This window comes from Nonomuraea sp. 3N208 (assembly GCF_052245935.1).
Classification (GTDB): domain Bacteria; phylum Actinomycetota; class Actinomycetes; order Streptosporangiales; family Streptosporangiaceae; genus Nonomuraea.
Window position 1 is genome coordinate 352,047 of record NZ_JBQQBR010000002.1, and the last position, 23,802, is coordinate 375,848.

Genomic DNA, 23,802 nt, shown 5'->3' on the forward strand with positions numbered 1-23,802 from the left:
TAGTAGACGTACTACTTGGAGGTCTCATGGAGGCGGTGAGAGCGCTTGAAGGAGGCCTCGACCGCGTGAACACGGGAGCTGCGATCGAGGTCCGCGGCCTGCGTATGGCGTACGGCCCGAAGCAGGTGTTACAGGGTGTCGGCTTCACGGTGGGCGCCGGCGAGGTGCTCGCCTTGCTCGGGCCGAAGGGCGCGGGCAAGACCACGACGATCGAGATCCTGGAGGGCTTCCGCGCGCCCTCGGCGGGCCACGTGCGGGTGCTCGGGCATCGAGCCGGTCCGCGGCGACGAGCGCTGGCGGGCCAGGCTGGGCGTGGTGCTGCAGTCGTGGCGCGACCACGCAGGATGGCCCGGCGCGAGTCGGGCTCGCTGATGGAGGCGCGGCGCCGCCGGGCACTCCAGCGGGCCGGCTGAGAAGATACGCGGTGATGAGCGAGACCGTCTACAACCGCATCGCGCTGCTGCGCGCGGAGCGAAACGTAACCCGCAGGCAGCTGTCCGATGCCCTGGGCGTGCACTACCAGACCATCGGTTACCTGGAACGGGGGGAGTACAGCCCGAGTCTTTACCTGGCGCTGAAGATCGCCGGATACTTCGAGGTGCCCGTCGAGGTCGTCTTCTCCACCACCCCGTTCCCGCGGATCGGGGAGCGGCCAGCCTGAGAACGAATTCTGTCAGCCGCGCCGCCTACAGTGGCAACATGCGACCGGTCACAGATTTGCAGCGGAAGGTGGCGCCGTTCGAGGTCGTCACCGAGATGACTCCCTCTGGCGACCAGCCCACGGCCATCGCCGAGCTGGAGCGCCGCGTCAAGGCCGGGGAGAAGGACAACGTCCTGCTGGGCGCCACCGGCACCGGCAAGACGGCCACGATCGCCTGGCTGATCGAGCGGCTGCAGCGGCCCGCGCTGATCATGCAGCCCAACAAGACGCTCGCCGCGCAGTTCGCCAACGAGCTGCGGGAGATGTTGCCCAACAACGCGGTGGAATATTTCGTCTCTTACTACGACTACTACCAGCCCGAGGCATACGTCCCGCAGAGCGACACCTACATCGAGAAGGACTCCTCGATCAACGACGAGGTCGAGCGGCTGCGCCACTCGGCCACCAACTCGCTGCTCACCCGCAGGGACACGATCGTGGTCGCCTCCGTGTCCTGCATCTACGGCCTGGGCACGCCGCAGGAATACGTCGACCGGATGGCCCGGCTGCGCGTCGGCATGGACGTCGACCGCGACCAGCTGCTGCGCCGCCTGGTCGACATGCAGTACACGCGCAACGACCTCGCCTTCACCCGGGGCACGTTCCGGGTGCGCGGCGACACGATCGAGATCATCCCGAAGTACGAAGAGCTCGCCGTGCGCATCGAGATGTTCGGCGACGAGATCGAGAAGCTGTCGACCATGCACCCGCTGACCGGCGAGGTCATCACCGAGGACGAGGAGCTCTACATCTTCCCCGCCTCCCACTACGTCGCCGGCGAGACGCGCATGGCGGCCGCGGTCGCGGGCATCGAGGCGGAGCTGGCCGAGCGGCTGTCGGAGCTGGAGCGGCAGGGCAAGCTGCTGGAGGCGCAGCGGCTGCGGATGCGGACCACATACGACATCGAGATGATGCGGCAGATCGGCACCTGCTCCGGCATCGAAAACTACTCACGCCACATGGACGGGCGTGAGGCCGGCAGCGCGCCCAACACGCTGCTCGACTACTTCCCCGAGGACTTCTTGCTGGTCCTGGACGAGTCGCACCAGACGGTGCCGCAGATCGGCGCCATGTACGAAGGCGACGCCTCCCGTAAGCGCACGCTGGTCGAGCACGGGTTCCGGCTCCCGTCGGCGCTCGACAACCGGCCGCTGAAGTGGGAGGAGTTCCTGGAGCGCATCGGCCAGACCGTCTACCTGTCGGCCACGCCGGGACCTTACGAGCTGGGGCGGGCCAAGGGCGAGGTCGTCGAGCAGGTCATCCGCCCGACCGGCCTGGTCGACCCCGAGATCGTCGTCAAGCCCACCAAGGGGCAGATCGACGACCTGGTCCACGAGATCCGCGACCGCGCCGAGCGGGACGAGCGCGTGCTGGTCACCACGCTGACGAAGAAGATGTCCGAAGACCTCACCGACTACCTCCTGGAGCTCGGCATCCGGGTCCGCTACCTGCACAGCGAGGTCGACACGCTGCGCCGCATCGAGTTGCTGCGCGAGCTGCGCACCGGCGAGTTCGACGTGCTCGTCGGCATCAACCTGCTGCGCGAGGGCCTCGACCTGCCCGAGGTGTCGCTGGTGGCGATCCTTGACGCCGACAAGGAGGGCTTCCTGCGCTCCGAGACGTCCCTGATCCAGACCATCGGCCGGGCCGCCCGTAACGTGTCGGGACAGGTCCACATGTACGCCGACAAGGTCACCCCGTCGATGGAGCGGGCGATCGACGAGACCAACCGGCGGCGGGCCAAGCAGGTCGCCTACAACCAGGCCAACGGCGTCGACCCGCAGCCGCTCCGCAAGAAGATCGCCGACATCCTGGACTCGCTGCAGCGCGAGGACGCCGACACCGACAAGCTGCTCGGTGGCGGTGGCCGTCAGCAGTCGCGCGGCAAGGCGCCCATGCCGGGGTTCGCGTCGCGGCAGGCCGGGCAGCACGCCAAGACCATCGCGGGCGAGATGCCGCGGGCGCAGATGGAGTCGTTGATCGAGTCGCTGACCGAGCAGATGCACCAGTCCGCGGCCGATCTGCAGTTCGAGGTGGCCGCCCGGTTGCGCGACGAGATCAAGGAGCTCAAGCGCGAGCTCAGGGACATGCGCGAGGCCGGAGTGCAGTAAGGGCACCTGGCCTGGGCGAACGTGCTCAGGGAAACCACGTGACGGGGCCTCCGGCCGCGCCGACAGGCTTTGCCGCGGCCGAAATGTTCGCGGGTCATGGGACTGTGGACCGGCCAGGTGGTGGACGCGAAGATCCTGCGCCGGTCGGTGGTGTATAGGCGCGAGGCCGGGCCGGCGGAGAGGCGGTCGGCACGGCATGGGCCTAGGTGAGAAGGGTCCTGAGGGTCTGGGCGAAGGCCTCAGGGTTGTCCAGCATGATGTTGTGGCCGGACTCGGGAATGCCGAGGACCTGGACACCGGCCGCCCGTAGGTCGTCGGCCGCCTCCGGCGGGTCGCCCTCCGGGTGCAGGAAGGCGCGGGGGATCGTCAGGGCCTTGAGCATCTCACGCATCGTGGGGTCTGTGCCTTGGGCGAGGCTGACGGCCGTGCGGTGCAGGCCGCGCAGGTCCGCCAGCCGCATCGTGGACCACCAATGCGGCCCCACCCGGTCGCGGACCTCCTGCCACCCATTTGCGACGAACTCCTCCTCCGTGTAGCTCGCGATGCCGCTGGTGCCGGGCCGTACCGGAATCGGGGAGTACGGGTCCAGGTTGGCGTCCACGAGGATCAGATTGGCGACCAGCTCGGGGTGGTGGGCCGCCAGAACGATGGCCACCGCCCCGCCCATGCTGTGGGCGATCACGGACGCACCCGCGACCCCTGCCTTGCCCAGCGCTTCGGCCAGGGCGTCGGCGTGGGCTTCGAGTGTGTAGGCGAAGTCCGGCGGCCGGTCGCTGATGCCGAAACCGAGCAGGTCGATCAGGAGAGAGCGGTGGCGCGCCAGGAGGGGATGGGCGGCGACCTCCGCGTAGTAGGGGGCCGAGGTGGCGCCGAGGCCGTGAACGTAGACACGGGCCGGCTCCGCGCCCGGCAGCTCTACCCAGCGCATGCGAGCGCCGCTGGGGTGGACGATGGCATCGTGCATGGCGATCTCCTTATGTATCGGGGCCAATATATATCGGTCCCGAGGTATGATCGTCGTCATGCTGGAGCTGGCGATACTCGGGTTCCTCAGAGATAGGCCACTACACGGATACGACCTGCGTAAACGTGTGGCGGCTCTGATGGGGCACGTGCGCCCGGTGGCCGATGGCACGCTCTACCCGGCGATCAAACGCATGGCCGCGGCCGGATGGCTCATCAGGAAAGATGAGCCAGGCGCCGCGGCCGCGCCACGGCGCACGCTCTACCTGACGGACGAGGGCCGTGCGGAGCTGGAGCGGCGGCTGCGGGAGCCGGGCGATCTCGACATCAGCGATGAGAACCGGTGGTTCACGTTACTGGCGTTCCTCCGCCATCTGGGCGAGCCCAAGGAGCAGGGGGTCGTGCTGCGCAGGCGGCTGGCGTTCCTGGAAGAGCCGACCAGCTTCTTCTACGACGGGGACCGGCCGATGGCGGCCGAGGAGTTCGGGGATCCGTTCCGGCAGGGGCTGCTGACCATCGCCCACGCCACGAGCCAGGCCGAGCTGGCCTGGCTCCGCGCCACCATCGAGTCCCTTGAGGGCTCCCTTTGACGGTGCGTCACCGGGAGATTCCGGCCTCGGTACGCAGGAGTGCGGCCAAAGCCTCCGGGTCCGCCGCTGCGACGCCCTTGGCGGCGAACCAGGTGGCGACGTTGCGGGCGTCGCGGTCCAGGAACGACGGGCCGGTCGGGTGGGCGATGACGTCCACGATCTGCGGCAGGTCGATGATCACCAGCCTGCCGTCGTGGACCAGCAGGTTGTACGGAGACAGGTCGCCGTGGGCGAGGCCTTCCCGGGCCAGCGTGACCATGGCGGCGACCAGCTGTTCCCACAGGTCGTCGAGGCCGTCGGACACCTGGGCGAGGCGCGGGGCCGCGTACCCGTCCGGTGTTCCGATGAACTCCTGCAAGATCTCCGTCCCCACGATCTGCACCGGGTACGGCACCGGAACCCCCAGCTCCCACAACCTGCACAACGCCCCGAACTCGGCCACCGCCCACTGGGCGGCGATCGCCTGCCTGCCGAACGCGGTGCGGCTGGCCATGGCCCGGTTCATGCGGTCGTCGCGAGTCCTGCGGCCTTCCAGATAGCCGGAGTCGCGATGGAAGAGGCGATGCTCGGTGGAGCGGTATCGCTTGGCGGCCAGCAGGCACACCCGATCCGTGCCCGGCACGCCACGGGAGATCAGATGGACGTCGGCTTCCTTGCCGGTCTTGAGCACGCCGTGCTCGGTGTCGACGGCGGCCAGCTCGGTGACCAGCCAGCCGGGGTACGGCCGGGGGCCCTTCTCCGTGGGCGTGCTCTGGTCCCAGGTGGACCAGCGGTCACCCTCGGGCGGGCCGTCATCGGCGACGGCGATGTCGGGAGTGCTCTCGAGCCATTCGATGTCGTCGGTGTCGAGGGCGTACTTGCCACGGCGGCGGTGTTGCGAGTGCTTCGGCACGGTGGGATTGCTCCAGGTGTGAGGCCCACCGGCACGTCGATCAGATCAATGAGCACGCGGTGGGAAAGAATGAGGACGCGGAAAACGGCACGCGAACAGTCGTCGTCACGGTCTCACCCTCCCCTCGGGTCGCGGCAAACGATCAACGTGGCCGAGTATGCCGGGGTGTGTTCCGGTGCCGCAAGCGATTTATTCGCCCGCTGATGGTTTCCAGTCCGCCGGCCGATAATGCGGTGCGGCGGGTCCGGAGCCGCTTGTAGCGTGCGGGCATGCGGCGATGCGGGATGTGCGATCACTGGGAGCCGGCCGGGGCGCCTGCTTGTGCCCGGTGTGCCGCGCTGGTGGACGAGATCGTCGAGGAGGGCTGGCGGGCCTTTCTCGAGCGTGAGTTCGGAGCGGCGAGCCTGGGGCGGAGAGCGGTAGCTTGCGTGACCAGCGGAGCCCCGTGCGAGCGCGACCATGGGCAGGGTACGGCCGAGCCGCTCGAGCAGGAGCGTCTGATCGCCGAAATGGTCGTGGACGAGCCCGACAAGCATCCGTGGCGAGTGGTCGACGCCGCTTACGACCGCCTGACCTGTGCGGAATGCGGCGGCAGACTCAGCAGGGGACCGGCCTCGTGCGCCGCCTGCAACCTGGCGAACGGCTTCCGGTATTCGGCCATCGAGGTCGATCGTCCAGGTGTTCCACCGGGAAACGAGCATGCGCTGCGGGTGAACGTGGCCGTGACGCGCAGACCGTACGGGATCTCGGAGTCGGAGGTGCTGTTGCGGCGACTGTCACTGCCTGTGCTGCTGGACGGCCTGCTGCCCACGAAAGCCCAGGCCCAGGCCACCAAGGCCAAGGCCAATGAGGGCGCCACGGAGGCCGAGCTCGCCGCGCTGGTTTACGGGGAGTGGGGCCGTGCCTAAGCGGGTCGCTGTCCCAATGTGAGGTCGATGTCCACGTCGAACCCGATGGTGGTCTGCAGTCGCTTGCGATGGATGCCGGTGGGGACATAGGCCCTGACCGTCGGCTCGAGCTCGAAGGTGTACGCGACAGGGAGGCCGCCTTCTTCCTCCACCCGCCAGAAGTACTTGATTCCGGCGTTCGAGTATTTGATCGGCTTCGTGGTCCGGTCCCGCTCCCTGGACTCATCCGAGACAACCTCGACCACGAGGTGCACATCCTCCGGCTTGAAGGAGGTGAGCCTCATGGAAGTGGTCGCCGACCTTTTCACCACGAGGATGTCGGGCTCCGGCCGCTGGCGCAGGCCCAGAGTGACCGTCATCTCGCGCAGGACCTCCAAATGCGCGGGCGGTTTGATGGATTGCTTAATCAGCTCGACCGTATAGAGGTGAAAGAGCGTCTGCGGCGACATCATGATGAGTGACCCATCGATCAGCTCGACGTGCTGTGGCGCGTCGGGGGGAAGATGATCGAGCATGTCGGCGGTCCAGCCACCGGGGGGGCCGGGATAGAACCACTCAGGAAGGGCCATAGTCATCAGTCTGCCTCCTCAGCGTGTTCACGCGGCGCATCTATTGTGCCACGCTTAGTAGCCGTCAGGGGAGGTCTTTGCGTTCCTCCATCGAGCGGCGGTAGAGCTCGTCGATCTCCTCCAGCGGGTCCGGCGCGCGGCGGCGGGCCTCGATCTCCAGGTCCGTGCGGGAGCCGAGGTCGGCGATGCCGGCGGACGTGTGGTGGACCTGGTCGCCGAGGAGGTCGGCGCGGATGCGGGCGCACATGGCCGTCAGCTTGGCCTGGTGCTCGCGCAGCCGGTCCAGGGTGGCATGGTCGATGTACGGTGACACGCGCCGCTGCTGGGCGTACATGCCGAGCTGGCCGTCGTGCACGTTGGCCTGTGCCTCGAGGTCGGCCAGTAGCCGTGGCAGGTCGCCGAGCCCCCATCCCTGATGCTGCGCCTGCTCGACCGCCTGGCGGGTGAGCGACACCTCGCGGCGCAGGTCGAGGCGCAGGCGCTCGACCTCGGCGGCGTCGCCGGTGCCCATCGCGTTGACATGCGTGCTCAGTCGTGTAGCCGCCTGCTTGGCCTTGCCTGCCGCCTTCTTGCCCACCTTGACCAGCAGGTAGACGCCCACGCCCATCAGCAGCAGGAGGAACGCCAGGATCACTAGCACGATGACAAGGACTTCGCCGATCTTCGCCACCCCCTGTTGGTGTTGATGCCTAGAGGATAGTGCGCCCGGGCGGTTCTGGCGCGCGCGACCAAGCAAGCCCTTGATACGCAACGGACGGCTGTGTTTCAGTGCACTTGTTCGCGGTCAGGGCGGAGAAGGGGCGGTGGCGCGTGCTGGACGGCAAAGTTGTGATCATCACCGGAGGTGCGAGGGGGATGGGGGCGGCGACCGCACGGCGGTGTGTCGCGGCCGGTGCGCGGGTCGTGCTCACCGACGTGCTCGTGGAGGAGGGCACGGCCACCGCCAAGGAGCTCGATGCCCGCTTCATTCCGCACGACGTGACGAGCGAGGACCAGTGGGCGGAGGTGGTCACGCGGACCGTGGAGGAGTTCGGACGGCTCGACGGCCTGGTGAACAACGCCGGCATCGCCACCATGGTGCCGATCGAGCAGCAGCCGCTGGAGGAGTTCCAGCGGGTGCTCCAGGTCAACCTGGTGGGTGTTTTCCTGGGGCTCAAGGCCGTGGCCGGCGCTATGCGGACATCGGGCGGCGGCGCCGTCGTCAACCTGTCGTCGGTCGCGGGGCTGTTCGCGCTGCCGGGTACGGGCGGGTACGGCGCGTCCAAGTGGGGCGTGCGCGGCCTCACCAAGATCGCCGCCCTGGAGTTCGGCAGGGACCGCATCCGGGTCAACTCCGTGCACCCGGGCATGATCGTCACCCCTATGACCCAGCAGTTCGGCGCCGTGTCGGGCGAGGGCACCTTCCCCCTGGCCCCTGCCGGGCGGTGGGGCGAGCCGGAAGAGGTGGCGGAGGCGATCGTGTTCCTGCTGTCCGACGCCGCCTCGTACGTCACCGGCGCCGAGCTCGCCGTCGACGGCGGCTGGACGGCGGGGGAGTCGGCGCTGCTGCCCCGCCAGGAAGACGTGGGGTGAGCCATGCCGTACGCGGACGTCGGCGACGACATCAGGCTCTTCTACACCGACGACGGGAGTGGCGACGGGCCGCCGCTGCTGCTGGTGCACGGCTGGGGAACCGACTCCCACCAATGGTCCTGGCACATCGACGCGCTGGCGGCCGCCGGGCGCCGCGTGATCGCCGCCGACCTGCGCGGGCACGGCTACTCGTCGGTCCCGGAGACGGGCAACACACCCCGCATGATGGCCGAGGACCTGAACGCCCTGCTCGACCGCCTCGACGTCCCGCAGGTCGTCGCCGTCGGGCACTCGATGGGCGGCCAGGTGGTGTCGATCCTGGCCGTCGAGCACCCGGACCGGGTACGCGCGCTCGTCGCCCTCGACCCGGGTTACGGCATCACCGACGACATCGCCCAGGGTTTCCCCCAGATGATCGAGGGCCTGCGCGGCGAGCGGCCCCACGCCGTCGCCGAGGCGATCGACGAGTGGTGCACGAACGCCGCCACGCCAGCCGTCATCCGCCGCTGGCACAAGCGCAGGCTGTACGGCATGCCGCCGCACGTGCTCGCCGAGGCGTTCGAGGCCATGTTCACGGCGCCGGACGCCATCGGGGTGCGGCCGGCCAGCGACGACTACCTGGCACGCAGGCGGTGTCCGGTGTTGTCGATCTGGGCCGATCAGGGGCGCGCGACCTGGGAGTCGGGCCTGCTCAAGGTGCCGAAGTCGAAGGTCGTGTGCTGGGAGGGCTCCAGTCATCGGCTGCACGAGGAGCGCCCGGCCGAGTTCGTCCACCTCGTGGGAGGGTGGCTGCGGCGTTTACGCGTGTGAGGAGCCCGGCGGTGCGGATACCGCCGGGCCCTCGGTCGTGTGAGCGTGCCAGGGGCGGGGGCCACGGTGCCGCTCACACGTCTGTTGTGGTTTGTTCGCTAACCGGGATCACCGTATGAGGCGGGGAGCGGCGGCGGATCAGCCCGCAGGGGGAGTGGGGGTCAGCCCGGAGGCTGACCCCGGGCGGCTCGGCGGCGGGCCCGGAAGCGGCGTACCCTCCTGATCAGCCACCAGGCCAGGACGGCGAGCACCAGCAACGCGACGATCACCAGGATCGGGGCGAACACCGCGATCAGGCTCATGCCGAGCGACCCCGCGTCCTCCGCCGTGCTCACCACCGGCGCCCCCACGCCTGCCGTGCCCGCGTTGACCACGGGGCGGGCCGCCGCCTTCATCGCGTGCACGGCCAGGGCCACGACGATGCCCAGCAGCCAGCCCACCCAGGGGTTCTCCGTCATCCACGTGGACTTCTCCAGCTCGGCGGCGGCGTTCGTGGCCGAGAAGACCACGCCGCCGGAGGCCGGGCGGATGACGGTCTGGATGGCGTCGTTGACGCTGTCGACGGCAGGCACCTTGTCGAGGACCATCTCCGCGAGCAGCAGCACCGCGATCACCGCGAGCACGCCCCAGTTGGACAGCCAGGAATAGCCGTCGGGCAGCTTCACGGCGTCGGTGACGTTCGACAACACGCCCACCACCAGCAGCGGGATGTAAGCGTTCAAACCGGCGGCCGTGGACAGGCCCAGACCGGTCAAAGCGGCAAGCATGCCCCTAGTCTGCCCTCGCCGCCTCGTTCATGAGGGACGTCAGCTCAGGCCCGGTGAACTCGGCCACGGCCCGCTCGTACTTCGCCATCCCCCACGACCAGAAGTCGAAGTCGATGCTCTCGTTGGCGCCGTCCTGGATGGAGGCCCACAACGTCCAGCCGTACTTGGACATGAGGCCGAGCAGCCGGGCGCGGGCGATCTTGTGGCGGAGCCGGCGCCCGTAGTACGCGGTGACGAGCTCCTCCAGGTGGCCCAGCGGCAGGTCGGACTCGCTCCAGACGTTGCCGAGCTCAAAGCAGGGGTCGTTGTTGCCGGCGTACTCATAGTCGATCAGGCGGAGCCGCTCGCCGTCATCGAGGATGTTGCCCGGCAGCAGGTCGTTATTGCAGGGAACGGTGCCTTCGTCGCGCAGGGCCAGACATTTCTGGATTTGAGCGACAGCGGGCATGAAGTCGAGATATTTGGCGGGAAGTCGGAAACCGCGACTCTGGACGATCTCCAGATAGCGCTGCTGGACGTCGAACATGTCGAAGTCGCGGACGAAACGCGGCCCGGCGTGGAGGCGCCGGCAGGCCTCCGCCACGCGGGGCAGGTTCGCCGGATCCCGCAGATCGGCCTCCGTGAACGTCCGCCCCGGCAGGAACCCCACCACCAGCACCCTGAGCTCGGGCAGGTACGCGTGCACCGGCGCGCCCACCCCGGCGGCCGCCGCCGCGATCGAGTTCGCGTGCTCGGCGTCCCTGTCGATGGCCAGCAGCGCACCGTCGCTGGCCCACACTCGCACCACGTACGCCCCGCCGGGCGTGACGACCTTGTAGTTGTGGTTGGTCAGCCCGCCGGGCAACTCCTCGACGGTACGCGGCGCGCCGGACAGCAAGGGGATACGATCGAGCACCTCGGGCACGGCCATGCTCGATGCTAGGACGACCCGCGCTAAACGGTCTAGACCTTTTACGGCGTGGCGGCTAGCCTCGCGACCATGAGCGACTCGGCCCGCATCGTGATCATCGGCGGCGGCGTGGGCGGCGCGTCCGTCGCCTACCACCTCACCCAGCTCGGCGAGCGCGACGTCGTCGTACTCGAGCGGGACGAGCTGACCAGCGGCTCCACCTTCCACTCCGCGGGGCTCGTCGGCCAGCTGCGCGCCGACCCCACACTGACCAGGATGAACCAGTACTCGGTCGAGCTCTACCGCACCCTCGACGCCGGCTGGACCGAATGCGGCGGCATCAAGCTAGCCTCCACACCCGAGCGGATGGCCGAGATCCGGCGCCAGATCGGCTGGGCGCGGACGTTCGGGCTGCCGCTGGAGGAGATCTCGGTGGCCGAGGCCGTGGAGCTGTTCCCGCTCATGGACCCCGAGGGCGTCGTCGGAGCGGCATACCTGCCGACTGACGGCCAGATCGATCCGTCGCAGCTGTGCTACGCCCTGGCCGCGCGGGCCCGCGAGGGCGGCGCCGTCATCCGCACCGGCACCCGCGTGCTGGGCATCGACACCGTGAACGGCCGGGTCACCGGGGTCCGCACCGACCAGGGGGACATCGCCTGCGAGATCGTGGTCAACTGCGGCGGCATGTTCGCGGCCGAGATCGGCCGCATGGCCGGTGTGCGGGTCCCGATCGTGCCGATGTCGCACCAGTACGTGGTGACCGACGCCTTCCACGACCACACGGGCCTGCCCACGCTGCGCGACCCCGACCTGCTCGTCTACTACCGGCAGGAGGTGCAGGGCCTGGTCATGGGCGGGTACGAGCGCACGTGCGCGCCCTGGACGGCCGGCCCCAATGCCTACGACGCGGTGCCCGGCGACTTCAACGGCCGCCTGTTGCCCGAGGACTGGCCCAGGCTCGAGGAGATCTTCGACAACTCCCGGATCCGGGTGCCGGAGATGGCCGACGTCGGCATCCGCAAGCTGATCAACGGCCCCGAGGCGTTCACCCCCGACAACGAGTTCTGCCTCGGCGAGACCGAGGTGGCCGGGTTCTTCGTGGCCGCAGGGTTCTGCGCGCACGGCATCGCGGGCGCGGGCGGCATCGGCAAGGTCATGGCCGAGTGGATCGTCGAGGGCGAGCCCAGCATGGACCTCTGGCACATGGACGTGCGCCGGTTCGGCCGCCACTACCGCTCGCCGTCGTACACGCTCAAGCGGGCGGTCGAGAACTACGAGACGTACTACGACATCCGCTACCCCGGGCACGAGCGGTCGGCGGGGCGGCCGCTGCGGGTCTCGCCCGCCTACGGCTGGCACGCCGCCCACGGGGCCGTCTTCGGGGAGAAGTCGGGCTGGGAGCGGGTCAACTACTACGCGTCCAACGAGGACGGGGGAGGGCAGCGGCCGGCAGGCTGGGCGGGCCGGCTGTGGTCGCCCGCGATCGGGGTCGAGCACCGTGCCACCCGCACCACGGCGGGGCTGTTCGACGAGAGCTCGTTCGCCAAGATCGAGGTCACCGGCTCCGGCGCGGCGGAACTGCTGGAGTGGGTCTGCGACAACCGGGTCGCCCGTGAGGTGGGCGCGGTCACGTACACGCAGGCGCTCAACCGGCGCGGCGGCATCGAGTGCGACTTCACCGTCACCCGGCGCGGCGAGCAGGAGTTCCTCATCGTCACCGGCACCGCGTTCGGCTCGCACGACCTGGGGTGGCTGCGCAAGCAGGCCGCGCACACCGGCTCCACGGCCAGGATCGCCGACGTGACCGGCCAGTACGCCTGCTTCGCCCTGTGGGGTCCGCGCGCCCGCGACATCGTCAAGGAGCTGACGCCGGACCCGATGGACTTCCCGTTCATGTCGTCGCGGGAGATCACCGTGGGGGACGTGCCGGTGCTGGCGCTGCGGGTGACCTTCGTGGGCGAGCACGGCTGGGAGCTCTACTGCTCCAGCGAGTACGGCCTGGCGTTGTGGCAGGCCTTGTGGCGGGCGGGGGAGCCGTACGGGCTGGTGGCCGGCGGGTACAAGGCCATCGACAGCCTGCGGCTGGAGAAGGGGTACCGGGTGTGGGGCGCGGACATCGGGCCGGAGACCACGCCGTACGAGGCGGGGCTGGGGTTCTGCGTCAAGCCGGACAAGGACTTCCTCGGCAGGGACGCCCTGGACCCCGCTCCCGAGCGGCGTCTGCGGTGCGTGACGCTGAGCGATCCGCGGGCCGTGGCGCTCGGCAACGAGCCCGTCCGGCTGGACGGGCGGATCGTGGCCCGCGTCACCTCCGGCGGGTATGGCTACACCGCCCGTGAGTCCATCGCCTACGCCTACCTGCCGGCCGAGACGGGGGCTGAGGTCGAGATCGAGGTGGAGGGGGCATGGGTGCCGGGCACTGTGGTCAAGACCCCGCTGGTCCCGTGACGCCGCTGCGCACCGAGATGCGGACCCGGTCGGGGCGGAACAGGTCGCGCGCGAACTCCACCGGCGTGCCGTCCACCGCGTAGGCCGTGCGCTCGATCAGCATGAGCGGCGTGCCCGGCGCGATGCCCAGCTCGGCGGCGTCCCCGGGACGGGCGATCACCGGGTCGAGGTGCTCGACCGCGGTGCGCGGCTCCAGGTCGTAGTGGGTGGCGAGCAGCGTGTAGAGGGAGCCGGTGAGGTCCTGGTCGAGCAGCCCGGGCAGGTCGGGGAAGTAGGAGCGCTCGAGCGCCACCGGCGAGCGTCCGGCCGAGCGCACTCTGGCCACCTCGTGCACCGGCGAGCCCGCCTCGACCTCCAGCGCCCTGGCCACCGTGCCCGTCGCCGGCACCGTCCTGGCCGTCAGGATCCTCGCCTCGGCCCGCAGATGGGCGCGCCGCATCTGCTCGGTGAACCCGGCCAGTCCCGTCAGGTCGCACTCGATGCGCGGCTCGGCCACGAACGCGCCGCCCGCCCTGCCGGGCACCCTGACCAGCACGCCGTCGTGCTCCAGGGTTGCCAGGGCCTGTCTGAGCGTCATCCTGCTCACGCCGAGCCGCCCGGCCAGCTCCCGCTCGCCGGGCAGCCGGTCGCCCGGCGCCAGCTCGCCCCGGTCGATGGACTCGAGCAGCCATCGTTCGATCTGCACGTGCGCGGGGACGCCGGTGCCACGCTCCAGCTCAGGCGGGGTCCCGACCACACCGCATCTTGACACGGGGGGTGGCACGAACGCCAAAAACCCAGCCCCACGCCCGGACCATCCCGCCGACAGTGGCCGAGGGTCCTTTCGTGGGGAGAGCGTGGAGGAGTGCGCCGATCGGATCCGTTTCCAGGGGAGGTCAGCCCTTGATGGCGCCCTGGGTGATGCCGCTGACGAAGCTGCGCTGGAAGAGGAGATACACCACGACGATCGGCGCGATGACGATCAGGCAGGCGGCCCCCAGCAACGGGATGTCCGTTGTGTACTCGCCGACGAAGAGCCCCAGCCCGCTCGGCGCGGTGCGCCGGTCCGGATCCTGCATCATCACCAGTACCAGCATGAACTGGTTCCACGACCACATGAAGTACAGCACCGACAGCGTGGTGATCGCCGGCCACGAGATGGGCACCAGCACCCGCGCCAGCACCACGAGATCCCTGGCGCCGTCGATGCGCGCCGCCTCCACGAGCTCCTCGGGCACGTTCGAGAAGTGCGTCTGCATCCAGTACACCCCGAACGGCATGAACAGGGCCGCCTCGGCCAGGATGATGCCGACGTAGGAGTTGGTGAGGCCGACTTCGCGGAGGTTGAAGTAGAGCGCCACCACGATCAGCTCGATCGGCAGCGTGAGCCCCATCACGAACCCGAACGACAGCGTCCGGTGCCCCCACACCCTGAGGATCGCCAGCCCGTAGCCGGCGAGCGTGGCCAGCACCACCGACAGCGGCACCACGAAGACCGCGATCAATAGGCTCGAGCGCATGAGGGCGGTCATGTTGCCGCGCTCCCAGGCGAGCGCGAAGTTCTCCCACGACCATCGGTCTGGGATGCTCAGCCCGTTGAGCTGCGAGCCGGGCGGATGCAGGGCGGCCAGGATGATGCCGACGAAGGGCACCAGCACCATGACCGCCAGCAGGACCAGCACTCCGTACCTGAGACTGACACCGCCGCGCATGCTCAACTCTCATCCCTGGTGAAGTATCGGACGGCGCTGACGACGGCGACCACGATCACGGTCAGCACGACGGCCAGCGCGCTGGCGCCGCCGATGTCGCCCTCGTTGAAGGCCAGCCGGTAAACCAGCAGACCGGGCACGTTGGTCTGACCCGCCGGACCGCCGTTCGTCGTGACGAAGACCAGGTCGAAGCTGGCCAGCGCGGCGATCGTGGTGATGACGCCGGCGACGGTGATCTCCCTGCGCACCCCGGGCAGCGTGACGTGGCGGAACTGCCGGAACGACCCCGCGCCGTCGAGCTTGGCCGCCTCGTACAGGGAGGGGTCGATCTTCTGTGCGCCGGTCAGGAAGAGCATCATGCAGAGCCCGCTCATCACCCAGGTGCCGATGAGCCCGAGCGCGATGAGCGCCAGCTGGTAGTCGCCCAGCCAGGCGCGGGTGATCGCGCCCAGGCCCACCAGGTCGAGGAACTGGTTGACGACGCCGGACTCGCTGTAGAGCCACCGCCAGGTGATGCCGACGGCGACGAGCGGCAGCACCTGGGGGAGGAAGAAGACGACGCGGAAGAACGTCATCCCCCGGCGCACCTTCCCCATCAGCAGCGCCGTCATGAGCAGCCCGACGCCGATGGGGATGAACGAGAAGAAGATGATCAGCACGAGGCTGTGCAGGATGGCCTCGTACAGCGCCGAGTCCTGAAAAATCTCGACATAGTTGTCGAAGCCTGCCCAGGTCGCCGGCAGGATGCCGTCCCACGTCAGGAGGGACAGGCGCAGCGTGTTCAGCGCCGGCCAGATGGCGAATCCCAGGTACACCGCGAGCGCGGGCAGCACGTAGAGCCAGCCGCGTGCGCGCCGCCCGCGCCAGCGCGGCGGGCGGGCGGGCGCGTGGGGCGCCCGCCCCCCGTCGCGTGCCTCGACGGCGCGCGGCGGGGAGACGGACGAGGTCAGCTCACGAGCCATGGTGGGCGTCCCACGACTCCTGCAGGGAGCGGAGGAAGGCGTCGGGGGCCATCTTGTCGTTGATGAGGCCCTGGATGCCGGGGGTCAGCTTGTCGATCATGCCGGGGGAGGCGAAGTCGGGGAAGGGGACGATCCCGTTGTTCTGCGCCACTTGCGCGAAGACGGTTGCGATCTCGCTGCGCAGCCCTTGGGCGCCCACCTCGGTCTTGGTGTCGACCGGCATGAACCCGCCGTCGAACTCGATCTTCGCCGCTTCCGGCGAGCCCAGGTAGTCGAGGAACGCCGCGGCGACGTTCGGGTTCTTGCTCTTCGCCGAGATCGCGTAGGCGACGCTCGCCCCGGAGGCGACGTTCGCCGGCTTGTCCGCCGACTCCGTCGGCATGAGGAAGAAGCCGACGTCGTTCCCCATCTCGGTCTCCAGGGTGGAGGCGGCCCAGTTGCCGGTGATCAGGAACGCGCTGCCGCCCTTGGCGAAGCTCGCCAGCGCGTCGGCGTCCGCGGTGGCGCTCGCCGAGCTGGAGATGTATCCCTTCTTCGCCCAGTCGGTCAGCATCTGGGTGGCCTTCAGCGCGGCGGGGTTCTCAATCGTCGAGCCCGGCTTGCCGTACACCCAGGACCGGTAGTCGGCGACGTCGCCGGTGACGTTGAGCAGCGCGTTCCACAGGTGGAATCCGCCGACCTGGAGCGCGCCGTTGCTCAGCGGGGTGTGGCCGGCGTCCTTCGCCTGCTTCATCGCGGCCTCGAACTCGGCCAGCGTCTTCGGCGCCTCCTTCACGATCTTCTTGTTGTAGAAGACGCCGAGCACGGAGAGTCCGCCGGGCGCGGCGTACAGGCCACCGGTCCCGAACTGCTTGGCCGACTTGTCGGAGCTGAGGACCTCGAGGCTGGCCGGCGGGAACTTGGTGTTCCAGCCGTACGCCTTGGCCCACGGGCCCAGGTCCAGGATGAGTCCGGCGGGGACCAGGGAGTTCATCGCGCCCGGGTTGTACTGGGCGATGTCCGGCGCCGCGTCGGACGACATCGCCAGTTTGATGGACTTGATGTAGTCGTTGAACGGTGTCATCTGGGGCTTGATGGTGACGTTCGGGTGCTTCTTGGTGAAGCCGTCGATGAGCGCCTTGGTCGGCGGGTCGTTGGTATAGGCGAGGGTGAGCGTCACCGGGTCGCTGGGGATGGTCGTCGAGACGTCGACCTTCGGCGCCGGGTTGCCGGCCGTGCTGCTGGTGCCCGCGCAGGCCGTCAGGGCGAGTGTCGCCGTGACGCCCAGCGCCACGAGCGCGTGCCGCCGGGCTGGTGTCGTAATACGCATGACCTTTCTCCTCTATCGGGGGGTGGTGGCGTCAGGTCCTCAACGGCCCTCATGACGACCGGTTCTCACCAGGCCGAACCTGGTGCGCTCGATCTCCTCCAGCGAGTGGCGCAGCGCCCCGTGGACGACGGCGTCCTCCTGGAGCGTCGAGACCTCCAGCGCGGGCTGGTCCAGCGGCTCGCCGGACAGATGCCGCCGGAGCGCCGCCAGCAGCGTCTCGCCGCATCTGGCCAATGGGCCGCCGATGACCACGAGCCGCGGGTTGAGAATGGCTCGGAGCACGGCGATGCCCTTGGCGAAACGGCGTGCCACCACGTCCATCGCCTCCAGAGCCGCCGGCCGGCCGTCGACGACGGCGTCCAGCACGGTCTCGAACGCGCGATCTCCCGCGGCCTCGATCCCAGCGCGGAATTCAGCGTCGCCGGCCCGTTCGGCCGCCGCGGCGGCCTGGCGCACGATCTCCTCGCCGCCCACCCGGTACTCGAACGGGCCGAGGCCATGGGGATGGCGGGACTCGGCGGGGCCGCCGCCCGCCGCGTCGGTGAACAGATCGAGGAAGCCAACGTCGCCCGCGTCGTTGGAGGCGCCGCGGTAGAGCTCGCCGTTGAGCACGATCCCGGCGCCGACGCGTTCGCCCCAGTGGACCATCACCAGCGAGTCCTCGCGCCGCTGCGCGCCTCGCCACCGCTCGCCCTGCGTCGCCAGCTTGACGTCGTTGTCCAGGTAGATCGGGCAGCCGAGCGTCTCCTGCAGCCGGCGCAGGAGGACGTCGCCGGTCAGCCCCGGCATGCTCGGGATGAGCTTGATGATCCCGGACGCCGGGTCGACGATGCCGGGGGTGCCCGCCGAGGCGAACCAGAGGTCGCCGGTCGTGAGGCCGGCCGCCCGCAGCGTCAGCGCCACCGTGGACAGCAGCGTCTCCACCACCTGGGCCCCGCCGGAACCGGGGCCGAGCTGCACCGCGTCGGCAGCGATGACCGTGCCGGACAGATCCGCCACCGCAACGCGCACGTCCTGTGGGCTGATCGACAGGCCCAGCACGTGGCCGGCCTCCGCCCGGAACCGCACCAGCTGCGCCGGCCGGCCCGCGCGGTTGGTGTCGCGGTCGAGGGGGCCGAACTCGACGAGGCCCTCTTCGGCCAGGGCGTTGAGCGAACGGGTGACCGCCTGCCTGGACAACCCCACCGCCTTGGCCAGCGCCGACACGCTCATGCTGGTCTCGGCCCGCAGCCTGCTCAGGATCGCGGCCGCGTTGACCTCCCGCATGAACTGCGTGCCCGCGGCGACCAGCTGTTCCATGAACCTCTCCGAGCCCTTCGACCGATGTCCTGGCACGCTAGCATAATAATTATGTATCGTACGGAACTAATTCGTCGAGGGGTGTGATCTGCGATGTTGCCCGGTGACGGCGAGCATGTGCCACTGTGGGCGGACACCGTCCGAGGCCTCGCCCATCGCGTTCTGGGGCCGGTGGCTGAGTCGGTCCGGTTCGCTGGCTCGGCCGCGCACGACGGAGCTCGCGGCGAGGGGCGCGAGTACGCGTACGAGGCGAGGGGCGGCATGCTCACCGTCGCCGCAACGGACGGGGTGAGCGCCGCCGTCGCGCTGCATCACTATCTCCGGGAGCATTGCGACATGTCCGTGGGCTGGGACACGGTGCTGCCCCTGCGGTTGACGTCGTTTCCCGACGCCCCGCTCCGCCGGGGCTCGGCCCGAGTGCGGGAGGGGTATTACTTCAACTTCTGCACCTTCAGCTACACGATGCCTTACTGGGACTGGGCCGACTGGGAACGCGAGATCGACTGGATGGCCCTGCACGGCATCACCATGCCGCTCGCCGTCACCGGCCACGAGGCCGCACTGCACGCCGCCTACTCCCATCTCGGCCTCGACGACGACCGGATCCGGAGCTTCCTGGGCGGACCAGGCTACCTGCCGTTCCAGTTCATGGGCTGCCTGGACGACTTCGCCGGCCCGCTCTCCTCGTCCTGGATCGAGAGTCATCGCGAGCTCGGGGCACGCATCCTCGACCGTGAGCGGGCCTTCGGGATGACGCCCGTGCTCCCGGCCTTCACCGGACACGTTCCACGCGAGATCGCATCGACGGCGCGTGCCGGCCGCCGCCAGTGGCAGGGGTTCGAGACCTGGGCCCTCGATCCGGCCGACCCGCTGTACGAGCGCATCGCCGCCGAGATCGCCCAAGCCCAGATCAAGCTCTTCGGCACCGACCACCTGTACGCCGCCGACCCCTTCATCGAGATGATCCCCATTGACGCCGACCCGGCCTTTCCCGGCGCCGTGGCGGCGGCGACGCTGGCCGGTCTGCGAGCCGCCGATCCGGACGCGGTCTGGCTCATGCAGGCCTGGCCGTTCTCCTACCAGCGGGACTTCTGGACCGAGGACCGCGTCACCACGTTCCTCGACGCCATTCCACACGACCGGATGCTCGTGGCCGACCTGTGGGCCGAGCACGATCCGCTGTGGCGCACCTTCGAGGGGTTCTCCGGGAAGCCGTGGCTCTGGTGCGCGCTCCTCAACTTCGGCGGCCGGACCGATCCCGCCGCCGACCTGCGTAGTGTGCCGGCCGGGATCGACGCGGCCCTGGCCTCGCCGAGCCCGCCCGCCGGGCTCGGCCTGTCCATGGAGGCCACCCGCAACAACCCCGTCTTCTTCGAGCTGGTGGCCGACCAGATCTGGAACCGGGTCCCCGACCTCGACGGCTGGCTCGACGCCTTCGTGACCCAGCGCTACGGGGGCCAGGGGACGGCCGAGCTACGGGCGGCCTGGCACGGGCTCCTCGGCACCGTCTACGCGCAGGGCGTGCGGATCACTCCCGACCAGTTCAAGGGCGTGCTCACCGCCAACCCCTCCTACGCGCTGACACCCGACGTCTCTCGTGCCCTGTGGTACCGGCCGGCCGTGCTGGCGCAGGCCTGGGAGCGGATGATCGAGGTGGCCGAGCAGGATCCCGGCCTGGTGGCCGGGCCGCTCGGGCACGACCTCGTGGAGACCGGCATCGCCTACATGGCCAGGGTGGCCGACCGCCTCTACTTCGACGTCGTGGAGTCGGCGGGCGACCCGCGGCGTGCCGCCCGGTTCCTGAAGGTCTTCGAGGACCTCGACCGGATGCTGGCCTGCCGTCCCGAGTACACCTTCCGGCACTGGGAGGACAAGGCCGTGTCATGGGCCGCCGGGCCGGCCGACCGCGAGGTCCTGCGGGACAATGCCCGCCGCATCATCACGGTGTGGGGCACCGCGGACAGCCCTCTGCTCGACGACTACGCAGGCCGGCACTGGGCGGGACTCGTCGGCGGCTACTACCGCGACCGCTGGGAGCTGTGGGCGCGGGGCCTCGCCCGCGCGCTCGCCGGCGATCCCGGCGCCGAGACGGAGCTGCGCGAACGGCTCCGCGAGCGGGCCGAGACCTTCCTGCGGGACGGCGCGGCCCCGGTGCGGCCCGGAGACCTGGCCACGGAGTCGCGCCACCTGCACAGCACGTACGCGGGCACACTCGACGCAGCACACGAATGACGAGGAGCACGATGAGTCAGGCGGCACCGCCCACGGAACTCCGCAACCCCCGCACCGCCGACATCGACACCCTGGAGTCCGGCGACGTCCTCCGGCTCCTGCTGGACGAGGACGCCCGCGCCGTCGAGGCGGCCCGCGCCGCCACCGGGCCGCTCGCCCTCGCGGTGGACGCGGCGCATCGCCGGCTTGCCGCGGGCGGTCGCGTGCACTACTTCGGCGCCGGCGCGTCGGGGCGGCTCGCGGTGCTGGACGCCACCGAGATCACGCCGACGTTCGGGGTGGCGCGTGAGTTGTTCACGGCGCACTTCGCCGGCGGGGCCGTCGCGCTCACCGACTCCTCCATCGACCGCGAGGACGCCGAGGCGCTGGGAGAGGCCGACGCCCAGGCCCTCGGGTCAGGGGACGTGGCGGTGGGGATCACGGCGTCGGGTTCGACGAGATACGTCGCCGGCGCCCTGCACGCGGCCGGCGCCGCGGGCGCCCTCACGGTGCTGGTCACCTGCAACCCGGACGCGCCCCTGCGTGACCTGGCCGAGATCGTGGTCGTCGCCGACACCGGGCCGGAGGCGCTGACCGGGTCCACCCGGCTCAAGGCCGGCACGGCGACCAAGGTGATGCTGAACGCGTTCTCGACGGCGTTGATGATCAAGGCAGGGCGGACGTACGGGAATCTCATGGTCGGGCTGGTGGCCACCAACGCCAAGCTTGCCGAGCGTGCGGTGAGCCTGCTCATGGAGGCCACCGGCGCCGGCGTGGATGCCTGCCGGGCCGCACTCGCCGAGGCGGACGGGGCCATTCCTGAGGCGCTCGTACGGCTGCTCACCGGCTGCTCCGCCGCCGAGGCGCGGGCGGCGCTCGGCACGCGCCAAGGCGTCAGGGCGGCCGTGGCGGCGCTCACCGACCCGGCACACGGCGGGCGGGCTCGGTGAGCCGGGTGAGCCGGGCCGGATTCGCCGGCGTCGACGTCGGCGGCGGGGGAGTCAGGGCCCGGATCGAGGCCGGAGGGGTGATCGCCTACGGGGAGGACTCGGCGCCGGTGCCACGGGACCAGGGCCGCGTCGACCTCGACCGGCTCGCCGCCCGGATCGCCGCGGTCGTGGAGAACGCGACCCCGGCCAGGACCGCCGGGTTCGAGCACGCGACCCCCGCTCGGATCGCCGGGTTCGGGCAGGAGACCGGTGCGCCAGGGCGGAACGCCCTGCCGGCTCTCGACCGGTTCGCCGGCATGGCGGTGGGGGTGACCGGGCTGCCCGGCCTGGTCAAGGATCCCGGCACGTTGTGGCGGGCGCTGCGGGAGCGGTTCGCGCTGGGCACGCTCGTGGTCGCCGGTGACATGGTGACGACGCACGTGGGCGCGCTCGGGTTCCAGCCGGGGGTCGTCGTGGCCGCGGGCACGGGGGTCATCACGCTCGGCACCGACCTGAACGACGTCTGGAACCAGGCCGACGGGTGGGGGCACCTGCTCGGCGACCACGGCGGCGGCGCCTGGGTCGGCACGCAGGGCCTGCACGCCGCCCTGCGTGCACACGACGGCCGGGCCGGTGGCTCGGCCGCCCTGCTCGAACGCATGACGGCCCGCTTCGGCCACCCCCTCGACCTGGTGGCGCTCGTCTACGAGTCGGGCTCGGCGGCACACCATCTGGCGTCGTTCGCGCCGTGCGTCGGCGAGGCTGCCCGCGCCGGCGACCCGGTCGCCCGGCGGATCTGGACCGAGGCCGGCCGGCAGCTCGGCCAGACGGCCGTCGCCGCCGCGGCCGGTCTCGAACCCGTCTTCTCCTGGGGCGGACGCCTCTTCGACGCCGCGGACTTGCTGATGGACGCGTTCCAGAGCACCGTGCGCGAGTCGCTGCCCGGCGCCCGCTTCACGCCGCCGCTCGGGACCTCGGCCGACGGCGCGCTCGCCCTGGCCAAGGCCGCCGCGGACGGCTCGGTCCGGCCACGCCACCCCTACCTGTACGTCTTCACTCGGACAGGCGCGCCAGACGCTCCAGAGCCGCACCGAACTCGCTGATCATGTCGTACACCACCTCGCGGGCCGGCTTCACCTGGTCGAGCTGGCCCACGACCTGGCCCACGTAGTAGTTGACCAGCTCCACCGCCCCCGGCTCGCCCTTCTCCGCCGCCGCCCCGATGCGGGCCATCGCCCCCTCCGACAGCAGGATCTGCAGCGGCATCCCCAGCGGCCCCGGGCTCTCCGGTCCTGAGTCCCACTCCTCCGTCCAGGCCGACTTGAGCTGGCGGGCCGGCTTGCCCGTACGCGACCTGGACCTGACCGTGTCCAGTGACGACGCGGCCAGCAGCTTGCTCTTGACCGCGGGCGCCGTCTCCGCCTCCTCCGTGGTCAGCCACACCGAGCCGCACCACACGCCGTCGGCGCCGAGCGCCATGGCCGCCGCCATCTGCCGCCCCGACGCGATCCCGCCGGCCGCCAGCACGGGCACCGGGGCCACCGCGTCCACCACCTGAGGCACCAGCACCATCGTGGCGATCTCGCCGGTGTGCCCGCCCGCCTCGGTGCCCTGCGCGACGATGAGGTCCGCGCCGGCCGCCACCTGCCTGCGGGCGTGCTCCACCGTGCCGACCAGCGCGGCCACCGGCACGCCTGCCTCTCTGGCTTTGGCCACCATCTCCTGCGGCGGCGGGCCCAGGGCGCTGGCGATCAGCCCGATCGGGTGCTTCAACGCCACGTCGATCAGCCCCGTCGCCCCCGACGCCGTCACCCGCCTGCCGAGCTCGTCCGCCGCCGCGGTCAGAGGCTGCGCCGGAGCGCTCACGCCGTACTTGGCCAGCAGGTGCGTGACGAAGTCGCGATGCCGGTCGGGGATGAAGTCCAACAGGTGCGCGCGCCGGTCCAGCACCGAGTCGTCGATCTTGCCGGGTACGAGCACGTCCACGCCGTAAGGCCGGCCGCCGACACGCTCGTCGATCCACGTCAGCTCGGTGTCGAGCTGTTCCGGTGAGTACGCGATCGCGCCCAGCACCCCGAACCCGCCCGCGTTCGTGACCGCCGCCACCACATCCCGGCAGTGGCTGAAGGCGAACAGGGGGAACTCGATGCCAAGGCGCTCACTGATGGCGGTCCGCATGACA

General features: G+C 70.3%; 22 protein-coding genes and 1 pseudogene. 11 read left to right on the plus strand and 12 right to left on the minus strand.

Annotation, left to right across the window (positions count from 1 at the left end; translation table 11 throughout):
* Nucleotides 1–26: 26 nt before the first annotated feature.
* From ACTWPT_RS04010 to uvrB, 3 genes and pseudogenes are all read left to right on the plus strand, one after another.
* Nucleotides 27–348, plus strand: a pseudogene (locus tag ACTWPT_RS04010) (ATP-binding cassette domain-containing protein); the annotation flags it as partial.
* Nucleotides 349–427: 79 nt separating this feature from the next.
* On the plus strand, nucleotides 428–661 hold the full coding sequence (locus ACTWPT_RS04015) for a helix-turn-helix transcriptional regulator (protein ID WP_443175842.1): 234 nt from the start codon (nucleotides 428–430) through the stop codon (nucleotides 659–661).
* A 38-nt stretch (nucleotides 662–699) separates the two neighbouring features.
* Complete coding sequence (gene uvrB, locus ACTWPT_RS04020; RefSeq protein WP_443175843.1) at nucleotides 700–2,811, plus strand: excinuclease ABC subunit UvrB; 2,112 nt, start codon at nucleotides 700–702, stop codon at nucleotides 2,809–2,811.
* 202 nt (nucleotides 2,812–3,013) lie between these two features.
* On the opposite strand, the gene ACTWPT_RS04025 is transcribed toward uvrB, so the two are convergent.
* Complete coding sequence (locus ACTWPT_RS04025; RefSeq protein WP_443175844.1) at nucleotides 3,014–3,775, minus strand: alpha/beta fold hydrolase; 762 nt, start codon at nucleotides 3,773–3,775, stop codon at nucleotides 3,014–3,016.
* Between the two features lie 58 nt (nucleotides 3,776–3,833).
* Here ACTWPT_RS04025 and ACTWPT_RS04030 point away from each other — a divergent pair, with 58 nt between their 5' ends.
* On the plus strand, nucleotides 3,834–4,364 hold the full coding sequence (locus ACTWPT_RS04030; protein WP_443175845.1) for a PadR family transcriptional regulator: 531 nt from the start codon (nucleotides 3,834–3,836) through the stop codon (nucleotides 4,362–4,364).
* Nucleotides 4,365–4,371: 7 nt separating this feature from the next.
* Here the strand turns inward: ACTWPT_RS04030 and ACTWPT_RS04035 are convergent, their stop codons facing one another.
* Entirely contained in the window at nucleotides 4,372–5,256 is an 885-nt protein-coding gene (locus ACTWPT_RS04035) for a serine protein kinase RIO (protein ID WP_443175846.1), read from the minus strand.
* Nucleotides 5,257–5,525: 269 nt separating this feature from the next.
* Between ACTWPT_RS04035 and ACTWPT_RS04040 the strand changes: the two genes are divergently transcribed.
* The gene (locus ACTWPT_RS04040) at nucleotides 5,526–6,164 is read left to right on the plus strand and encodes a hypothetical protein (RefSeq protein WP_443175847.1); all 639 of its coding nucleotides are present in this window, start codon (nucleotides 5,526–5,528) and stop codon (nucleotides 6,162–6,164) included.
* On the opposite strand, the gene ACTWPT_RS04045 is transcribed toward ACTWPT_RS04040, so the two are convergent.
* A complete protein-coding gene (locus tag ACTWPT_RS04045) occupies nucleotides 6,161–6,733 on the minus strand; it encodes a Uma2 family endonuclease (RefSeq protein WP_443175848.1) in 573 nt (190 codons plus the stop codon). The two genes, ACTWPT_RS04040 and ACTWPT_RS04045, sit on opposite strands and share 4 nt — an antisense overlap.
* A gap of 64 nt (nucleotides 6,734–6,797) precedes the next feature.
* Entirely contained in the window at nucleotides 6,798–7,403 is a 606-nt protein-coding gene (locus ACTWPT_RS04050; RefSeq protein WP_443175849.1) for a hypothetical protein, read from the minus strand.
* A gap of 98 nt (nucleotides 7,404–7,501) precedes the next feature.
* Between ACTWPT_RS04050 and ACTWPT_RS04055 the strand changes: the two genes are divergently transcribed.
* Both ACTWPT_RS04055 and ACTWPT_RS04060 read left to right on the plus strand, forming a co-directional pair.
* Nucleotides 7,502–8,305 carry a glucose 1-dehydrogenase gene (locus ACTWPT_RS04055; RefSeq protein ID WP_443175850.1) on the plus strand — a complete coding sequence of 268 codons (804 nt, stop codon included), beginning with the start codon at nucleotides 7,502–7,504 and terminating at the stop codon, nucleotides 8,303–8,305.
* Nucleotides 8,306–8,308: 3 nt separating this feature from the next.
* On the plus strand, nucleotides 8,309–9,115 hold the full coding sequence (locus ACTWPT_RS04060; RefSeq protein WP_443175851.1) for an alpha/beta fold hydrolase: 807 nt from the start codon (nucleotides 8,309–8,311) through the stop codon (nucleotides 9,113–9,115).
* Between the two features lie 161 nt (nucleotides 9,116–9,276).
* Here the strand turns inward: ACTWPT_RS04060 and ACTWPT_RS04065 are convergent, their stop codons facing one another.
* A complete protein-coding gene (locus ACTWPT_RS04065) occupies nucleotides 9,277–9,882 on the minus strand; it encodes a DUF4126 domain-containing protein (RefSeq protein ID WP_443175852.1) in 606 nt (201 codons plus the stop codon).
* A gap of 4 nt (nucleotides 9,883–9,886) precedes the next feature.
* Complete coding sequence (locus ACTWPT_RS04070) at nucleotides 9,887–10,792, minus strand: phosphotransferase (protein WP_443175853.1); 906 nt, start codon at nucleotides 10,790–10,792, stop codon at nucleotides 9,887–9,889.
* Between the two features lie 69 nt (nucleotides 10,793–10,861).
* On the opposite strand from ACTWPT_RS04070, the gene ACTWPT_RS04075 reads away from it, so the two are divergent.
* Entirely contained in the window at nucleotides 10,862–13,219 is a 2,358-nt protein-coding gene (locus tag ACTWPT_RS04075; RefSeq protein WP_443175854.1) for a GcvT family protein, read from the plus strand.
* Here the strand turns inward: ACTWPT_RS04075 and ACTWPT_RS04080 are convergent.
* The 5 genes from ACTWPT_RS04080 to ACTWPT_RS04100 all read right to left on the minus strand — a co-directional run bounded on the left by ACTWPT_RS04080 (nucleotide 13,197) and on the right by ACTWPT_RS04100 (nucleotide 18,480).
* Nucleotides 13,197–13,955, minus strand: a complete 759-nt coding sequence (locus ACTWPT_RS04080) for a GntR family transcriptional regulator (protein WP_443175855.1) — start codon at nucleotides 13,953–13,955, stop codon at nucleotides 13,197–13,199. The two genes, ACTWPT_RS04075 and ACTWPT_RS04080, sit on opposite strands and share 23 nt — an antisense overlap.
* 139 nt (nucleotides 13,956–14,094) lie before the next feature.
* Nucleotides 14,095–14,910, minus strand: coding sequence for a carbohydrate ABC transporter permease (locus tag ACTWPT_RS04085; RefSeq protein WP_443175856.1), 816 nt, complete (start codon nucleotides 14,908–14,910; stop codon nucleotides 14,095–14,097).
* A gap of 2 nt (nucleotides 14,911–14,912) precedes the next feature.
* Nucleotides 14,913–15,872: a carbohydrate ABC transporter permease gene (locus ACTWPT_RS04090; protein WP_443175857.1), complete on the minus strand. Its 960-nt coding sequence runs from the start codon at nucleotides 15,870–15,872 to the stop codon at nucleotides 14,913–14,915.
* Complete coding sequence (locus tag ACTWPT_RS04095; protein ID WP_443175858.1) at nucleotides 15,862–17,181, minus strand: ABC transporter substrate-binding protein; 1,320 nt, start codon at nucleotides 17,179–17,181, stop codon at nucleotides 15,862–15,864. The genes ACTWPT_RS04090 and ACTWPT_RS04095 overlap by 11 nt, the downstream gene beginning before the upstream one ends.
* Nucleotides 17,182–17,220: 39 nt before the next feature.
* Nucleotides 17,221–18,480 carry an ROK family protein gene (locus tag ACTWPT_RS04100; RefSeq protein ID WP_443175859.1) on the minus strand — a complete coding sequence of 420 codons (1,260 nt, stop codon included), beginning with the start codon at nucleotides 18,478–18,480 and terminating at the stop codon, nucleotides 17,221–17,223.
* A 93-nt stretch (nucleotides 18,481–18,573) separates the two neighbouring features.
* Between ACTWPT_RS04100 and ACTWPT_RS04105 the strand changes: the two genes are divergently transcribed.
* Genes ACTWPT_RS04105 through ACTWPT_RS04115 form a run of 3 tightly spaced genes read left to right on the plus strand, consistent with a single transcriptional unit; the run spans nucleotide 18,574 to nucleotide 22,723 of the window.
* On the plus strand, nucleotides 18,574–20,712 hold the full coding sequence (locus ACTWPT_RS04105; RefSeq protein WP_443175860.1) for an alpha-N-acetylglucosaminidase TIM-barrel domain-containing protein: 2,139 nt from the start codon (nucleotides 18,574–18,576) through the stop codon (nucleotides 20,710–20,712).
* Between the two features lie 11 nt (nucleotides 20,713–20,723).
* Complete coding sequence (locus tag ACTWPT_RS04110; protein ID WP_443175861.1) at nucleotides 20,724–21,641, plus strand: N-acetylmuramic acid 6-phosphate etherase; 918 nt, start codon at nucleotides 20,724–20,726, stop codon at nucleotides 21,639–21,641.
* Nucleotides 21,638–22,723 (plus strand): BadF/BadG/BcrA/BcrD ATPase family protein, encoded by a 1,086-nt coding sequence (locus tag ACTWPT_RS04115; protein WP_443175862.1) that lies wholly within the window; start codon nucleotides 21,638–21,640, stop codon nucleotides 22,721–22,723. Before ACTWPT_RS04110 ends, ACTWPT_RS04115 begins: the two co-directional genes overlap by 4 nt.
* On the opposite strand, the gene ACTWPT_RS04120 is transcribed toward ACTWPT_RS04115, so the two are convergent.
* On the minus strand, nucleotides 22,674–23,798 hold the full coding sequence (locus tag ACTWPT_RS04120) for an NAD(P)H-dependent flavin oxidoreductase (RefSeq protein WP_443175863.1): 1,125 nt from the start codon (nucleotides 23,796–23,798) through the stop codon (nucleotides 22,674–22,676). The genes ACTWPT_RS04115 and ACTWPT_RS04120 overlap by 50 nt on opposite strands.
* Nucleotides 23,799–23,802: the final 4 nt, after the last annotated feature.

Excerpts from the sequence above, each read along its gene's own strand:
- ACTWPT_RS04015 (WP_443175842.1), top strand. The coding sequence starts at position 428 with ATGAGCGAGACCGTCTACAACCGCATCGCGCTGCTGCGCGCGGAGCGA.
- uvrB (WP_443175843.1), top strand. The coding sequence starts at position 700 with ATGCGACCGGTCACAGATTTGCAGCGGAAGGTGGCGCCGTTCGAGGTC.
- ACTWPT_RS04025 (WP_443175844.1), bottom strand. The coding sequence starts at position 3,775 with ATGCACGATGCCATCGTCCACCCCAGCGGCGCTCGCATGCGCTGGGTA.
- ACTWPT_RS04030 (WP_443175845.1), top strand. The coding sequence starts at position 3,834 with ATGCTGGAGCTGGCGATACTCGGGTTCCTCAGAGATAGGCCACTACAC.
- ACTWPT_RS04040 (WP_443175847.1), top strand. The coding sequence starts at position 5,526 with ATGCGGCGATGCGGGATGTGCGATCACTGGGAGCCGGCCGGGGCGCCT.
- ACTWPT_RS04045 (WP_443175848.1), bottom strand. The coding sequence starts at position 6,733 with ATGGCCCTTCCTGAGTGGTTCTATCCCGGCCCCCCCGGTGGCTGGACC.
- ACTWPT_RS04060 (WP_443175851.1), top strand. The coding sequence starts at position 8,309 with ATGCCGTACGCGGACGTCGGCGACGACATCAGGCTCTTCTACACCGAC.
- ACTWPT_RS04065 (WP_443175852.1), bottom strand. The coding sequence starts at position 9,882 with ATGCTTGCCGCTTTGACCGGTCTGGGCCTGTCCACGGCCGCCGGTTTG.
- ACTWPT_RS04070 (WP_443175853.1), bottom strand. The coding sequence starts at position 10,792 with ATGGCCGTGCCCGAGGTGCTCGATCGTATCCCCTTGCTGTCCGGCGCG.
- ACTWPT_RS04075 (WP_443175854.1), top strand. The coding sequence starts at position 10,862 with ATGAGCGACTCGGCCCGCATCGTGATCATCGGCGGCGGCGTGGGCGGC.
- ACTWPT_RS04085 (WP_443175856.1), bottom strand. The coding sequence starts at position 14,910 with ATGCGCGGCGGTGTCAGTCTCAGGTACGGAGTGCTGGTCCTGCTGGCG.
- ACTWPT_RS04090 (WP_443175857.1), bottom strand. The coding sequence starts at position 15,872 with ATGGCTCGTGAGCTGACCTCGTCCGTCTCCCCGCCGCGCGCCGTCGAG.
- ACTWPT_RS04095 (WP_443175858.1), bottom strand. The coding sequence starts at position 17,181 with ATGCGTATTACGACACCAGCCCGGCGGCACGCGCTCGTGGCGCTGGGC.
- ACTWPT_RS04100 (WP_443175859.1), bottom strand. The coding sequence starts at position 18,480 with ATGGAACAGCTGGTCGCCGCGGGCACGCAGTTCATGCGGGAGGTCAAC.
- ACTWPT_RS04105 (WP_443175860.1), top strand. The coding sequence starts at position 18,574 with ATGTTGCCCGGTGACGGCGAGCATGTGCCACTGTGGGCGGACACCGTC.
- ACTWPT_RS04110 (WP_443175861.1), top strand. The coding sequence starts at position 20,724 with ATGAGTCAGGCGGCACCGCCCACGGAACTCCGCAACCCCCGCACCGCC.
- ACTWPT_RS04120 (WP_443175863.1), bottom strand. The coding sequence starts at position 23,798 with ATGCGGACCGCCATCAGTGAGCGCCTTGGCATCGAGTTCCCCCTGTTC.